General features: G+C 70.1%; 12 protein-coding genes. 9 read left to right on the forward strand and 3 right to left on the reverse strand.

The genetic code is table 11. The features are described 5' to 3' along the window. Positions 1-124: 124 nt before the first annotated feature. Complete coding sequence (locus ACPTTF_RS25585; RefSeq protein ID WP_423368729.1) at positions 125-691, reverse strand: cysteine dioxygenase; 567 nt, start codon at positions 689-691, stop codon at positions 125-127. A 17-nt stretch (positions 692-708) separates the two neighbouring features. Between ACPTTF_RS25585 and ACPTTF_RS25590 the strand changes: the two genes are divergently transcribed. Further along, entirely contained in the window at positions 709-1,683 is a 975-nt protein-coding gene (locus ACPTTF_RS25590; RefSeq protein ID WP_423368730.1) for a LysR family transcriptional regulator, read from the forward strand. 61 nt (positions 1,684-1,744) lie between these two features. Here ACPTTF_RS25590 and ACPTTF_RS25595 read toward each other — a convergent pair whose 3' ends face one another. After that, the gene (locus ACPTTF_RS25595; protein ID WP_423368731.1) at positions 1,745-3,187 is read right to left on the reverse strand and encodes an acyl-CoA dehydrogenase family protein; all 1,443 of its coding nucleotides are present in this window, start codon (positions 3,185-3,187) and stop codon (positions 1,745-1,747) included. Between the two features lie 314 nt (positions 3,188-3,501). Between ACPTTF_RS25595 and ACPTTF_RS25600 the strand changes: the two genes are divergently transcribed. The 8 genes from ACPTTF_RS25600 to ACPTTF_RS25635 all read left to right on the forward strand — a co-directional run bounded on the left by ACPTTF_RS25600 (position 3,502) and on the right by ACPTTF_RS25635 (position 11,629). Further along, positions 3,502-4,587 carry an LLM class flavin-dependent oxidoreductase gene (locus ACPTTF_RS25600; protein WP_423368732.1) on the forward strand — a complete coding sequence of 362 codons (1,086 nt, stop codon included), beginning with the start codon at positions 3,502-3,504 and terminating at the stop codon, positions 4,585-4,587. A gap of 22 nt (positions 4,588-4,609) precedes the next feature. Next, on the forward strand, positions 4,610-5,449 hold the full coding sequence (locus ACPTTF_RS25605) for a class II aldolase/adducin family protein (protein WP_166953007.1): 840 nt from the start codon (positions 4,610-4,612) through the stop codon (positions 5,447-5,449). Positions 5,450-5,481: 32 nt separating this feature from the next. Beyond that, positions 5,482-6,525, forward strand: a complete 1,044-nt coding sequence (locus ACPTTF_RS25610; protein ID WP_423368733.1) for an ABC transporter substrate-binding protein — start codon at positions 5,482-5,484, stop codon at positions 6,523-6,525. Positions 6,526-6,529: 4 nt separating this feature from the next. Continuing rightward, a complete protein-coding gene (locus ACPTTF_RS25615; RefSeq protein WP_423368734.1) occupies positions 6,530-7,627 on the forward strand; it encodes an ABC transporter permease in 1,098 nt (365 codons plus the stop codon). Continuing rightward, positions 7,621-8,448: an ABC transporter ATP-binding protein gene (locus ACPTTF_RS25620; RefSeq protein ID WP_423368735.1), complete on the forward strand. Its 828-nt coding sequence runs from the start codon at positions 7,621-7,623 to the stop codon at positions 8,446-8,448. Before ACPTTF_RS25615 ends, ACPTTF_RS25620 begins: the two co-directional genes overlap by 7 nt. Positions 8,449-8,498: 50 nt before the next feature. Further along, entirely contained in the window at positions 8,499-9,683 is a 1,185-nt protein-coding gene (locus ACPTTF_RS25625; protein ID WP_423368736.1) for a c-type cytochrome, read from the forward strand. A gap of 37 nt (positions 9,684-9,720) precedes the next feature. Then, a complete protein-coding gene (locus ACPTTF_RS25630; protein WP_423368737.1) occupies positions 9,721-10,674 on the forward strand; it encodes an ABC transporter substrate-binding protein in 954 nt (317 codons plus the stop codon). Positions 10,675-10,762: 88 nt separating this feature from the next. Further along, positions 10,763-11,629 (forward strand): MOSC domain-containing protein, encoded by an 867-nt coding sequence (locus tag ACPTTF_RS25635; protein WP_423368738.1) that lies wholly within the window; start codon positions 10,763-10,765, stop codon positions 11,627-11,629. Between the two features lie 173 nt (positions 11,630-11,802). Here the strand turns inward: ACPTTF_RS25635 and ACPTTF_RS25640 are convergent, their stop codons facing one another. Then, on the reverse strand, positions 11,803-13,221 hold the full coding sequence (locus tag ACPTTF_RS25640) for a sensor histidine kinase N-terminal domain-containing protein (protein WP_423369878.1): 1,419 nt from the start codon (positions 13,219-13,221) through the stop codon (positions 11,803-11,805). Between the last annotated feature and the right edge of the window lie 22 nt (positions 13,222-13,243).

Genomic DNA, 13,243 nt, shown 5'->3' on the forward strand with positions numbered 1-13,243 from the left:
GTGTTGAATGTGTTGAAGTCGGTGAAAAAAGCGGAACGGATGAATCCTGGGCCCGCCGGCGCGTGCAGGCAACCGGTCGCCCGCCGCCGGTCGCTTGCAGCCAGCGGCACCAGCGGGCGATGCATCAGGCGTTCGAATAGCCCGACACGAAGGGCTTCACGGTGCCGTCGTCGAGGTATACCGCGCGCTCGACCTTGCCGATGTTCGCGCCGTACACGTGGATGCTGATCGATACCTGATCGGCGAACGCGTTGGTCACGCGATGGACGTCGCCAATGCGCGGCGACACGGCCTCGATCTCGCCCGGCTCCAGCCTCACGGCTTCGCCGGACGGCACGGGCCGGCCCGCTGCGTCGAACCGGTACGGCTGCGAGAATTCGCCGCCGCGCAGCATCCCGATCAGCCCCCACACCGTGTGGTTGTGGATCGGCGTCGTCTGGCCGGGCCCCCACACGAAGCTGACGACCGAGAACCGCTCGTCCGGGTCGAGATGCAGCAGGTACTGCCGATAGCGCGCGGGGTCGGGCTGCGCGAACGCGTCGGGCAACCAGTCGTCGTGTTCGACGAGGGCGGCGAGCAGCGCCCCGCCCTCGTCGAGGATGCGCGCCTCGTTCGCGCCGGACGCGAGCAGCGCGCCCAGACCGTCGACGAACGGACGCAGCGGCGTCTGCTGCAACGAAAGCGTACTCATCGGCTGGCTCCTCGAATATGATGCCGAATATGATGGATCGTCATGATGCACCCGAAAGACCATGCAGAACAAACATGAAAATTAGCGATATCGACGCTTTTGCAGCGGTCGTCCGCTGCCAGACCCTGAGCCAGGCCGCAGCCGAGCTCGGGATGACGCAGCCCGCGATCACGCGGCGCGTCCAGAATCTCGAGGAAGCGCTCGGCGTGACCCTGCTCGATCGCAACACGAAGCCGCCGCGCCCGACCGACATCGGCCGGCAGGTGTTCGAGCAGTGTCGCGCGATCCTGCGCGAAGTCGATGCGCTGCGGGAGCTGACGGCCGGCGAGCAGCCTCCCGCGGGTGAGTTCCGGATCGGGCTCACGCAGGGCCTCGGCGAGCTGATGCTGCCCGCGCTGATCGCCGAACTCGCCGCGCAGTGGCCCGCGCTCGCGACGCAGGTCACGACCGCGTGGGGCGGCATGCTCGTCGAGCGTGTCGCCCGCCGCGAACTCGATGCGGCGCTCGTGTTCCTCGCGCGCGAGATAGTGCTGCCGGCACAGGTCGAGGGCGAACGGCTGCTGGCCACGCGGCTCGTCGCGGTCGGCCGCAAGGGTGACTGGCCGCGCCGCAGCTACCGGCTCGCCGATTGCCACGCACACGGCTGGGTGCTCAATCCCGACGGCTGCGGCTTTCGCGCGGGCCTGCGACGCGCGCTCGACGCCCAGGGCCTGCCGATGCCGGTCACGCTCGACACCTACGGCCGCGACCTGCAACTGCAGAGCGTCGCGAACGGCTTCGGCATCGGGCTGATGCCGCTGCCGCTCGTCGAAGGCAGCCCGCTGCGCGACGCGCTCGACATCGTGCCGCTCGCCGATTTCAAGCCGCACATCGATCTGTGGTTGCTGCGCCGGCACGATGCGGCCCGCTTCGGCGCACCGCTCGCGGCCGTTGCCGCGCATGCGCGCACGGCATTCGCGCTGCCCGAGCCGGCGCACGGCAAGGCTGCTTGACCGTACTGGGCGGCCGCGACGTCGCGCCGCCCGATCGATGCTCGCGCGAGCCCAGTTTCGCTCACGCATTGCTGCGGCTGCGTTCGGTCTTGTTGACCGACGCCGCGCCCGTCTCCGTCTCGCTCTCCGTCTCGCTCTCCGTCTCGCTCTTCGTTTCGCTCTTCGCTTCGTCCTTCGCTTCGTCCTTCGCTTCGTCCTTCGCTTCGTCCTTCGCTTCGTCCTTCGCTTCGCCCTTCGTTTCGCCCCGGCTCGCCGCTTCGAGCACCGCACGCCCAGCCGCCACCGCGATCGCGTCGTCCTGCGGCGTATGCACACGGCTGCACAGCACGTCGCGATAGTGGCGTTCGAGCGGATTGGCGCGGCTCAGCCCGTGATTGCCCGACAGCCTCAGCGCCTGCTCGACCGCACGGATCGCGTGCTCGGTCACGGTCCGCTTGACGAGTCCGCTCGTCGTAACCGGCGGCGCGTTGCCCGCGTCGGTGCGCACGATGTGATCGTCGAGCAGCACGCGGTTCGCATGCAGCCAGCCCTCGATTTCGCCGACCGCTTCCTGCACGCGCGGCAGCGTCGCGAGCGGTGCGCCCAGCCCGCTCGGCGCACGCGTCGTCGCGAACCCGACCAGCCAGTCGCGCGACGCGCGCGCCACCGCGTCGTACAGGCTGCCGAGCAGCGCGACCATCCACGCCTGCTGGTCGGCCTGCGCGTCGGCATCCGCATGGGTCGCGGCCGACACGGCCCATGCCTCGGGCGCGCGTACGTCGACCGCGTAATCGGCCGGCAGCCGGACGTCATCGAACACGACTTCGTGGCTGCCCGACGCACGCAGGCCGAGGTGATTCCAGCTCTCGATCACGCGGATACGATCGCCATCCGCATCGCGGTCGCGCGGCACGAGAAACACGCCGACCCGCGGCGCCGGTTCGTCGGTGCGCGCCCATACGGCCAGCCAGCGCAGCGCCGGAATCCCGGTGCTGTACAGCTTGTGGCCGGACAGGCGCCAGCCATCGCCGTCGCGCCGTGCAACGGTTTCCGGCAGGCCGCCGCGCGACGGCGAGCCAAGCGCGGGCTCGACCCGCAGCGCGTTGATCAGCGCACCGTGCGTGACCGCGCTGTCGAACACCGCTCGCCGTACCTGCGCAGGCCAGCGGTTATCCGCGCGGCCGAGCGCGCGATGTTGCAGATACGTCATCGTCAGCACCAGCGCGGTGGCCGGATCGGCCCGCGCGACGGCGGCGACGATCCGGCTCGCCTGCGCGAGCGTCGCACCGGCGCCGCCGTGCTCGCGCGGCACGACCTGCGCGATCAGCCCCGCGCGATGCAGCCGCGCAAAGTTCTCGTGCGGAAAGCGGCCGTCGACGTCGTTGCGCGCCGCATCGGCGGCAAGGTCAGGCGCGAGACGCTCGAGCAGCGCGGCGACGCGTGCGTCGTCGGCATCGTCGGTGGGCAGGAGGCGCAGCGAAGGCGGCTGCGGTAACGGCGAGGAAGCGGCAAGGCTGGCGGACATCGAAACGGATTCCCTGGGTAATACGGACAGGCGGCAAGCGCGACGGAAAGACGGCACGCGCGGCAATCGATCGCGAAGCCGCGCGGCTTCTCGTGAAGCGGGCGATCCGGAACGCGCCGCGCCGGATTCGCTCGCGCCCGCGCGCCCGATCGTTCTTGAGCCCACAGCGTATGCGCAGCGCACACGCGCCCAAACCATGCAAATCTGATATTCAAATCGGGATTGATTATTTCCATTCCGCATGATCCCGGCGTTAACCTGCGCTCCATTCCTGCCCGGCCGCGCGCCGGGCCGTCCCTGCACCGGAGACCCAGATGAGCGTCGAATTCATCGGCATGATCCAGAGCCAGAAGCAGTCGGAAATCCATCCGCCGTCCGGCCCCGTGGTCGATCCCGACTATGTGCGCGACTTTGCGCGCGCCCACGAAACGGCCGGTTTCGACCGGATCCTCGTGCCGCACCACTCGACCGGCCCGTCGGCGACGCTGACGATCGCGTTCGCGGCGGCCGCGACCGAGCGCATCCACTTCATGCTCGCGCATCGCCCGGGCTTCACCGCGCCGACGCTCGCGGCTCGGCAGATCGCGACGCTCGACCAGTTCAGCCGCGGCCGGCTCGCCGTGCACTTCATCTCCGGCGGCTCGGACAGCGAGCAGCAGCGCGATGGCGATTTCCTCGACCACGACGCACGTTATGCGCGAACCGACGAATACCTCGGCATCCTGCGGCGGATCTGGACCGAAGCGCAGCCGTTCGATCACGACGGCACGCACTACCGGTTCAAACAGGGGTTTTCGGAAGTGAAGCCGTTCCAGCAGCCGCATGTGCCGATCTATTTCGGCGGCGCATCGGAAGCCGCGCTCGCCGTGGCCGGCAAGCACGCGGACGTCTACGCGCTGTGGGGCGAATCGCTCGACCAGGTGCGCGACCTGACGACGCGTGTGCGCGCCGAAGCCGCGAAGCACGGCCGGCAGGTGCGGTTCTCCGTGTCGTTCCGCCCGATCCTCGCCGCGACCGAGGACGAAGCGTGGGCGCGTGCGCATCGCATCCTCGATGAAACACGCCGGCTGCGCGAAGCGGCCGGCCTCGGCGCCGGCGGCCCGCAGCAGAGCGAAGGTGCACGTCGCCTGCTGGCCGCGGCCGAACGCGGCTCGCGCGTCGACAAGCGACTGTGGACCGAGATCGCCACGCTCACTGGCGCGCGTTCGAACTCGACGGCACTGGTCGGCACGCCCGAACAGGTCGCCGATGCGCTGCTCGACTACTACGACCTCGGCGTCACGACGTTCCTGATCCGCGGCTTCGATCCGCTGGAAGACGCGATCGACTACGGCCGCGAACTGATTCCGCGCGTGCGCAGCGCCGTCGCCGCACGCGACGCCGCGCGCCGCGCGGCCTGACGCAACCAGGGAGACCCCTACAATGTCCGCCGTTCTGTCCACGCCCGAACGCACCGCGTCGGGCCTCGCGCTCGCCGCGTCGCCGCGCCAGCATTTCTGGTTCGATCCGCCCGCGCCGCGCATCGACGTCGCCGCAGAGCGCCGTCACCGTCAGGAACGGCTCGCGGCCGCGTTCCGCCTGTTTGCACGCTTCGGCTTCGCACAGGGGCTCGCCGGCCACATCACCGCACGCGACCCCGAACTGCCCGACCACTTCTGGGTGAATCCGCTCGGCGTGCATTTCTCGCAGATCAAGGTGTCCGACCTGCTGCTCGTCAACGCACGCGGCGAAACCGCGATCGGCACGCGGCCGCTGAACAAGGCCGCGTTCGCGATCCATGCGGCGATCCACGACGCGCATCCGCACATCGTCGCCGCCGCGCACACGCATTCGACGTACGGCAAGGCGTGGTCGACGCTCGGCCGCCCGCTCGATCCGCTCACGCAGGACGCATGCGTGTTCTATGAAGACCACGCGCTGTTCGACGACTTCACGGGGATGGTCGTCGACACGAGCGAAGGCGCACGAATCGCCGATGCGCTAGCGAAGCCGGACGGCACCACGCACAAGGGCGCGATCCTGAAGAACCACGGAATCCTGACCGCCGGCCCGACGGTCGAGGCCGCCGCATGGTGGTACATCGCGCTCGACAACGCCGCGCACACGCAGTTGCTGGCCGAGGCGGCCGGCACGCCGCAACCGATCGATCACGCCACCGCGCGCCACACGCACGGCCAGATCGGCGGCCCCGAAGGCGCGCTGCACGCGTTCGACAGCCTGTTCGCGCGCGTCGTCGCCGACGAACCCGACCTGCTCGACTGAGCGCCTTTCCGCACGACCGGAGACCCGACCACATGACCCGAACCGCTGCCCCCGCGCCCGCCAAGGCGCACGACGCGCACGACGACAAGCGCCGCAAGCTGCTGCGCGCAGCCGGCGCCGCCGCGCTCGCCGCGCCCGCGATCACGCTCGGCCGCAAGGCCTGGTCCGCGCCGCCGCTGAAAAAGCTCACGTTCGCGTGGAACCAGAACGCGTTCTGCCTGACGCCGATCGTCGTCGCGCAGGAGCGCGGTTTCTTCGAGAAGAACGGCCTGAAGGTCGAGCTGATCAACTACAGCGGCTCGACCGACCAGTTGCTCGAATCGATCGCGACCGGCAAGGCCGACGCGGCGGTCGGCATGATCCACCGCTGGCTGAAGCCGCTCGAAGCCGGTTTCGACGTAAAGATCATCGGCAGCTCGCACGGCGGCTGCGTGCGGCTGCTCGGCGCGAAGGCGGCCGGCGTCACGACGCTGCAGGCGCTGAAGGGCAAGACGGTCGGCGTCAGCGACCTGGCCGCGCCCGGCAAGCATTTCTTCTCGATCCTGCTCGCGAAGAACGGGATCGATCCCGAGCGCGACATCACGTGGCGGCAGTATCCGGCCGACCTGCTCGGCGTCGCGGTCGACAAGGGCGAGATCCACGCGATCGCCGACGGCGACCCGAACCTCTACCTGCTCGAGAAGCGCAGCAACGGCGCGTATGCCGAACTGGCGACGAACCTGTCCGGCGAATACGCGCGCAAGGTGTGCTGCGTGATCGGCGCGCGCGGCGACCTCGTGCGCAACGACCGGCCGTCGGCCGCCGCGCTCGCGCGCTCGATCGTGCAGGCCACCGAGTTCACGCACGACAACCCGAACGAAGCCGCGAAGGTGTTCGCGAAGTATTCGCCGAAGATCAGCCCCGAGGACCTGCGCAAGCTCTACGCGACGCTCACCTATACGCACCACCCGACCAACGTCGACCTGCAGCAGGAAATCGCGTTCTACGCGGACGATTTCCGCCGCATCAGCGTGCTGAAGAAGAGCACCGACCCGCAGCGCTTCGCGCAGCAGGTCTATGCGAACGTGCTGGGATAACGCGATGTCGACGATCGAACACGTTTCCACCGCACGCACCGCACCGTCACCGGCCGGCGGTGCACCGGCTTCCGCTGCGTCCGCACGCGTGGCCTGCACGGCCTGCGAAGCGACGCTCGCGGCCAAAGCACGCCGCGCGCGTACCTGGCCGACCGGCATCGCCGCCGCGCTCGCATGGGCCGCGCTCGGCGCGCTCACGCATCTGTGGCCGAACCGCGTCGTCGGCTTCAGCGACTGGGCGTACACGGACACGTTCGGCACGGCCGCGTGGACGATCGCCGCATTGCTGCTCGCCGCTGCGACGCTCGGCCATCTCGTGCCGGCGACGCGCACGCGGCTCGCGCGCGTGCGCCCGGCCGGCCCGTGGCTCGTCGCGCTGCCGCTCGTGCTCGCCGCATGGGAAACACTCACCGCGAAAACCGGCTGGCTGCCCACGCCGTTCTTCGCGCCGCCGCAGGCACTGATCGAGGTCTACGTCGACGACTGGCCGCGCCTCCTCGGCAGCGCCGGCAACACGCTGAAGCTGCTCGCGCTCGGCTTCGCGTACGGCGTCGCGGTCGGTTTCGCGGTCGGCGTGTCGATCGGCTGGTCGCGCCGGATCGGCTACTGGGTGCATCCGGTGCTGCGCGTGCTCGGCCCCGTGCCGGCCACCGCGCTGTTGCCGCTCACCTTCTACTTCTTCCCGTCGAGCTATTCCGCGGCCGCGTTCCTGATCGCGCTCGCAACCGGCTTCCCGGTCGCGGTGCTCACGTGGTCCGGCGTCGCGAGCGTCAACAAGCAGTATTACGACGTCGCGCGCACGCTCGGCGCGAACGCGCGCTTCCTCGTGCTGCGCGTCGCGATTCCGGCCGCGCTGCCGCACGTGTTCGTCGGCATCTTCATGGGGCTGAGCGCGTCGTTCACGGTACTGGTCGTCGCCGAGATGATGGGGGTCAAGTCGGGGCTCGGCTGGTACCTGAGCTGGGCGCAGGGCTGGGCATCGTACGTGAACATGTATGCGGCGCTGATCGTGATGGCGCTGCTGTTTTCCGGGCTGATCGCGCTGCTGTTCGCGGTGCGCGACCGCGTGCTCGCGTGGCAAAAAGGAACCGTCAAATGGTGAACGCCGCCGTACTCGAATCGCCCGCGGCCGCTGCGCCCGCCACGTCGTCTGCCGCCACGGCGCCGCGTGGCGCGCGCATCGACATCCGCCGCGTGAGCCATGCGTTCGACGGCCCCGGCGGCCCGCTGCCGGTGCTCGACGACGTCACGCTGTCGGTCGCGGCCGGCGAATTCGTCGCGCTGCTCGGCCCGAGCGGCTGCGGGAAATCGACGCTGCTGCGCCTCGTCGCGGGCCTCGACGCCGCCCGGCAAGGCACGATCGCGCAGGATGGCGTGCCGATCGAGCAACCCGATCCGTCGCGCATCGTCGTGTTCCAGGACCCGACGCTGTACCCGTGGCGACGCGTGCGCGCGAACGTCGCGCTCGGCCTCGAAGCGCGCGGCGTGGCGCGTACCTCGCAGCATCGCGTCGACGATGCGCTCGCGCGCGTCGGACTGCAGGACTTCTCGAACGTGTTCCCGCATCAGTTGTCCGGCGGGATGGCGCAGCGCGTCGCACTGGCCCGCGCGCTCGTCAACGATCCGCGCCTGCTGATTCTCGACGAGCCGCTCGGCAAGCTCGATTCGCTGACGCGGCTCACGATGCAGGCCGAGCTGACCGCGCTGTGGCAACGCGACGGTTTCTCCGCGCTGCTCGTCACGCACGATGTCGAGGAAGCGCTGTTCCTTGCGCAGCGCGTGATCGTATTCGGGCCGCGCCCGGCACGGATCGTCGCCGAATTGCACGTCGACCTGCCCTACCCGCGCCATCGCGGCGACCCGCGCCTCGCCGCACTGCGTCACGACGCGTTGCGGCATCTCGGGCTCGATGCGAGCTGGTAGATGCGCGGTACCGTTCGACGATGGGCCGCCGCGCGGCGGGAACGTAGCCGATGAATGCGCCGACGTTCGCCGACTGGGCGCTGATGTTTCTGCAAGGGCTGTATCGCGCGCAAGTCGTGCTGTCGCGTGTGCTGCATGCGATCGGGCTGACGGGCGACGCCGACGGTCAGCCTGCATGGCCGTGGGCCCATCGCATCGCGCTCGAAACGCTGCGCATCGACGCGGGACTCACGCGGCAACTCGCGTTCGCCGTCGCGGCGACGGCGCTGGCCGCCGGGCTCGCGTGCATCGCGCTCGCGTCGCGCAAGTGGCGTGTCGCGTCGGTGCTCGCCGCGCTGGCCGTTGCGTGGTTCGCGCCGTGGCCTCCGGCTTCGCTTTGGCTCTCGCCGGCCGTGCCGACGAGTTTCCAGCGCGATCCCGCGCCGTTTTCCGTATCGAACGTGATGCGCGGCGCGCACGTGTATGCGCAACACTGCGCGGCGTGCCACGGCGTGGACGGACGCGGAGAAGGGCCGCTCGCGGCTACGCTCTCTCACTGGCCGCCGACCTTTGCCGGCGCGCTGCTCGCCCGACGTCTCGACGGCGAGCTGTTCTGGCGCGTGCGCCACGGCACGCGCGACGAACACGGCGTGCCGACGATGCCCGGCTTCGCCGCAACACTCGGGCCCCGGGACACCTGGGCCGTGCTCGACTACCTGAAAGCGCTCGCCGCAGGCAGCGGCGCGCAGGCAGAAGGCGCGTGGCCCGTGCCCGTCCCGCTGCCGGCGCTCGACGTGCGCTGCGGCGCCGCCGCGCCCCAGCCGCTCGATCGCTGGCGTGCAGGCCAGCGTGTGCGCATCGTCGCCCTCCCGCCGGGCGCGACGCCCCCGCCGGAAGACGCACGCTGGCAAACCTTGCTCGTCACCGCGCGCGGCGCGCCCGTGGCGCAGGCCACCGGTGCGGCGCGAGCCGATTGCGTCGCGTCGACGCCCGATGCGTGGCTCGCATTCGCGACGATCGCCGGCGTGGCGCCCGACGCACTCGGCGGCACGCAGCTCCTTGTCGATCGCCGTGGCTGGCTGAGAGCGCGCGCGTTGCCGGGCAGCGCCGGCTGGTCGGATGCCGACCTGCTGTGCCGTTCCGACGCCACCGCACGATCGGCCGGACCGGCAGCGACCGGCGATCCGCTGACCGCACTGCTGCTGCGCGTCGATACGGAGCCCGTGCGCGACGTGCAGGCCGGACTCCCGCATTGAATGAATCCCTGAACCCCTCTTTCGACCGAGCTTCACGATGAATCCGACCCGACGCCTTTTCCTCTCTCAAGCGGGCGCCCTCGCCACGATCGCGGCCGCCCCGGTGGCCCTGCGCGCGCAATCGGGCACGCGGCCGCTGCTGCGCGCCGGCGACCAGAAAGGCGGGCTGCGCGCGCTGCTCGAAGCGGCCGGCGAACTGAACGGCCTTGCGTATGACATTGCGTGGACCGAGTTCCCGGCCGCCGCGCCGCTCGCCGAAGCGCTGAACGCGGCCGCCGTCGACTGCGGGCCGATCGGCGACGCGCCGGTGATCTTCGCGCTCGCGTCGGGCGCACGCATCAAGGTGATCGGCGCGAACCGCTCCGATCCGTACGGCACGGCGGTGCTCGTGCGCCCCGATGCCGCGCTGAAAACCCCGGCCGACCTGAAAGGCAAGCGCATCGGCACCACGCGCGGCTCGATCGGCCATTTCGTCACGCTGAAGGCGCTCGACGCGGCCGGCCTGCCGCCCGATGCCGTATCGTTCCGCTTCCTGCCGCCGGCCGACACGATGCTTGCGCTCGCAACCGGTTCGATCGATGCGTGGGCGACCTGGGAGCCCTATACCGCGCTCGCGGAAACGAGCGGCCGCGCGCGTGTGCTCGTCAACGGCCGCGGGCTGTGGTCGGGCCTCAGCTATCTCGCGGCGACCGACGCGGCGATCGCATCGAAGCGCGATGTGCTGCACGATTTCCTGCAGCGCGTCGTGCGCGCGCAGGCGTGGTCGTACCGGCATGCCGACGCGTATTCGGCGGCACTCGCGCGCATCATCGGCATTCCTCCGGCGGCCGCGAAGCTGCAGTTCGAGCGCCGCAACACGCGCTGGTTGCCGATCGACGCGACGATCATCGCCGAACAACAGCGCACGGCCGACTTCTACCTGAGGGCTGGACTGTTGCGCCAGCCGCTCGACGTGCGCGCGACGTTCGTCCCGGGCTTCCCGCTCGCATGACCGGCCGCGCGACGGCGCGCAACCGTCCAAACGGCTGCGGCGCGATCTGGCACAATCGCAGTCTCGCCATCCGCCTTCAGCCAGCGTCATGCCAGCCATCGCCGAACTCTTCGTCTACCCGATCAAATCCTGCGCCGGCATCGCGCTGACACGCGCGCAACTGCTCGAAACGGGCCTGGCGTACGACCGCCACTGGCTGATCACCGACCCCGCCGGGCAGATGATCACGCAGCGCACGCACCCGCGCCTCGCACTGATCCGCACCGCACTGGGCAACGATGCGCTCGTGCTGAACGCGCCGGGCATGCGCGAGATTCGCACGCCGCTCGACGGCGACGTCTCGCCCGCCACGCCGAAGATGGCCGCGACCGTGTGGCGCGACACCGTCGACGCGATCGACACGGGCGCCGAAACCGCCGCGTGGCTCACCGAATTCCTCGGCATGCCCGCGAAGCTCGCACGCTTCGGGCCCGACGCGCGCCGCGGCTGCAACCGCAAATGGACCGGCGAGATCGATACGCACACGCAGTTCGCGGACGGCTACCCGCTGCTCGTGATCGGCCAGTCGTCGCTCGACGACCTGAACGCGCGGCTCACTGCCAAGGGCGCGCCGGCGATTCCGATGAACCGCTTCCGCCCGAACATCGTCGTGTCGGATCTCGACGCATACGAAGAGGATTTCATCGAGCACCTCGACACCGAAGGCGCGGCGCCCGTGCGGCTGCGGCTCGTGAAGCTGTGCACGCGCTGCCCGATGCCGACGATCGACCAGGTCACCGGCGCGCCCGATCCCGCGTGGCCGCACGAGCCGACCGACACGATGCAGACCTATCGCGCGAACCCGAGCTTCAACGGCGAGCTGACGTTCGGCATCAACGCGATCGTCGTCGAAGGTGCGGGCACGTGGCTCGAAATCGGCCAGTCGCTGGAAGCGGAGATCGGGTTCGGCGATTGAGTCGCACGCACGGAACTGCTCACCCGATCACATAGTCTTCATCGTGCGGTAGTCGTGCGGTAGTCGTGCGGTAGTCGTGCGGTAGTCGTGCGGTAGTCGTGCGGTAGTCACCCGGTAGTCACCCGAGCCGCTTCCCGCTTCCCGCCTCCCTACTCCCTCCTCCCCACTCGCCATCACGCGGCGTGCAGCCCCGCGTCGTTCGCCGCCGGCAACCGGATCGTCACGACCAGACCGCCGCCGGCCGCATCGGCAAGGGTCACGCTGCCCTGATGCACGCGCGCGATCTCGCGCACGATCGACAGCCCGAGCCCCGTCCCTTCGACCGTCTGCGTCTTGCTGCCGCGATGGAATCGCTCGAACACCGCGTCGCGCTCGTCCGCCGGAATGCCCGGCCCGTTGTCGATGACGTCGAGCCGCGCATGCGCCCCGTCGCGCGACACGCGCACCGTAATCACGGCGCGATCGCCCGCATAGCGGATCGCGTTGTCGATCAGGTTGCCGACCATCTCGCCGAGCAGGTCGGGCTGCCCGTGCACGTCGATGTCGGCTTCGTGCTCGAAACCGAGATCGATATCGCGCGCGCGTGCGACCGGCGACCAGTCGAGCGTCACGCTGCGCGCAAGGCGGTGCAGCGCGACCGGCTTTTGGGCAATAGCATGGCCGCTATCCGAATCGAGCCGCGACAGCGACAGCAGTTGCTGGACGATCTTCGCGGCCTGCCGCACCGCACCGTTCGCGCGCCGCAGGTGCCCGTTCGCGCGCGGCTGTTCGTCGGGCCGCAGCGCGAGCTCGACGCCCGCCTGCACGGCCGCGAGCGGCGTCTTCAGTTGATGGGCCGCGTCCGCGAAGAAGCGGCGCCGCGCGACCTGCATCCGTTGCGTGCGGCCGATGTACTGGTTGATCGACTCGACGAGCGGCGCGAGTTCGCTCGGCATCGCGCCGGTATCGAGCGGCGTCGTATCGTCCTCGCTGCGCGCGGCGACCGTCGCCGACAGCCGGTTCAGCGGCCGCAGCCCGCGCCCGACGCCGAGCCACACGATGCCGAGCGCGAGCACGACCAGCAACCCTTCCTGCAGCAGCGACCCCACGAGGATCTCGCGCGCGAGCGCCTGGCGTGCCTCGATCGTCTCGCCGACCATCACCCACACGATGCGCGACTGCGCGGTCGGCACGTCGTGCACCGGGATGCGCAGCGCGGCCATCCGCAACTGCTCGCCGCGATAGACGACGTCGTAGTAGCGCGTGACGAACAGCGCGCCGTCGCCCGCGTCACGCCCTTGCGGCAGCGGCAGGTCCGGGTAGCCGGTGATCGTGTGGCCGTTGTCCTCGCGGATCAGGTAGTAGATCTTGCCGCCGTCGCTCGATTCGAGCATTTCGAGCGCGAGATACGGCAAGTCGACCTCGACCTCGCCGTCGTTGAGCCGCACGCCTTCGCGGATCGACTTCAGCGACGACGACAGCGTGCGGTCGAACGCGGCGTGCGCGGCGCTCATCGCGCGCTGGTACGTGAGCCACGAGTCGAGCGCGAGCAGGCCGAGCAGCGGCAGCAGCAGCCACAGCGCGACCTGGGTGCGAAGGTTCGGGCGAGGCATCATGCGTCCCGCCGGGCTGCCC

This window comes from Burkholderia crassaminum (genome assembly GCF_964265005.1).
In the GTDB taxonomy this organism is placed as follows: domain Bacteria; phylum Pseudomonadota; class Gammaproteobacteria; order Burkholderiales; family Burkholderiaceae; genus Burkholderia.

What these genes read in the sequence shown, in the direction of transcription:
- ACPTTF_RS25605 (WP_166953007.1), top strand. Translation starts at nt 4,610, where the DNA reads ATGTCCGCCGTTCTGTCCACGCCCGAACGCACCGCGTCGGGCCTCGCG.
- ACPTTF_RS25610 (WP_423368733.1), top strand. Translation starts at nt 5,482, where the DNA reads ATGACCCGAACCGCTGCCCCCGCGCCCGCCAAGGCGCACGACGCGCAC.
- ACPTTF_RS25590 (WP_423368730.1), top strand. Translation starts at nt 709, where the DNA reads ATGATGCCGAATATGATGGATCGTCATGATGCACCCGAAAGACCATGC.
- ACPTTF_RS25595 (WP_423368731.1), bottom strand. Translation starts at nt 3,187, where the DNA reads ATGTCCGCCAGCCTTGCCGCTTCCTCGCCGTTACCGCAGCCGCCTTCG.
- ACPTTF_RS25630 (WP_423368737.1), top strand. Translation starts at nt 9,721, where the DNA reads ATGAATCCGACCCGACGCCTTTTCCTCTCTCAAGCGGGCGCCCTCGCC.
- ACPTTF_RS25600 (WP_423368732.1), top strand. Translation starts at nt 3,502, where the DNA reads ATGAGCGTCGAATTCATCGGCATGATCCAGAGCCAGAAGCAGTCGGAA.
- ACPTTF_RS25585 (WP_423368729.1), bottom strand. Translation starts at nt 691, where the DNA reads ATGAGTACGCTTTCGTTGCAGCAGACGCCGCTGCGTCCGTTCGTCGAC.
- ACPTTF_RS25640 (WP_423369878.1), bottom strand. Translation starts at nt 13,221, where the DNA reads ATGCCTCGCCCGAACCTTCGCACCCAGGTCGCGCTGTGGCTGCTGCTG.
- ACPTTF_RS25635 (WP_423368738.1), top strand. Translation starts at nt 10,763, where the DNA reads ATGCCAGCCATCGCCGAACTCTTCGTCTACCCGATCAAATCCTGCGCC.
- ACPTTF_RS25615 (WP_423368734.1), top strand. Translation starts at nt 6,530, where the DNA reads ATGTCGACGATCGAACACGTTTCCACCGCACGCACCGCACCGTCACCG.
- ACPTTF_RS25625 (WP_423368736.1), top strand. Translation starts at nt 8,499, where the DNA reads ATGAATGCGCCGACGTTCGCCGACTGGGCGCTGATGTTTCTGCAAGGG.
- ACPTTF_RS25620 (WP_423368735.1), top strand. Translation starts at nt 7,621, where the DNA reads ATGGTGAACGCCGCCGTACTCGAATCGCCCGCGGCCGCTGCGCCCGCC.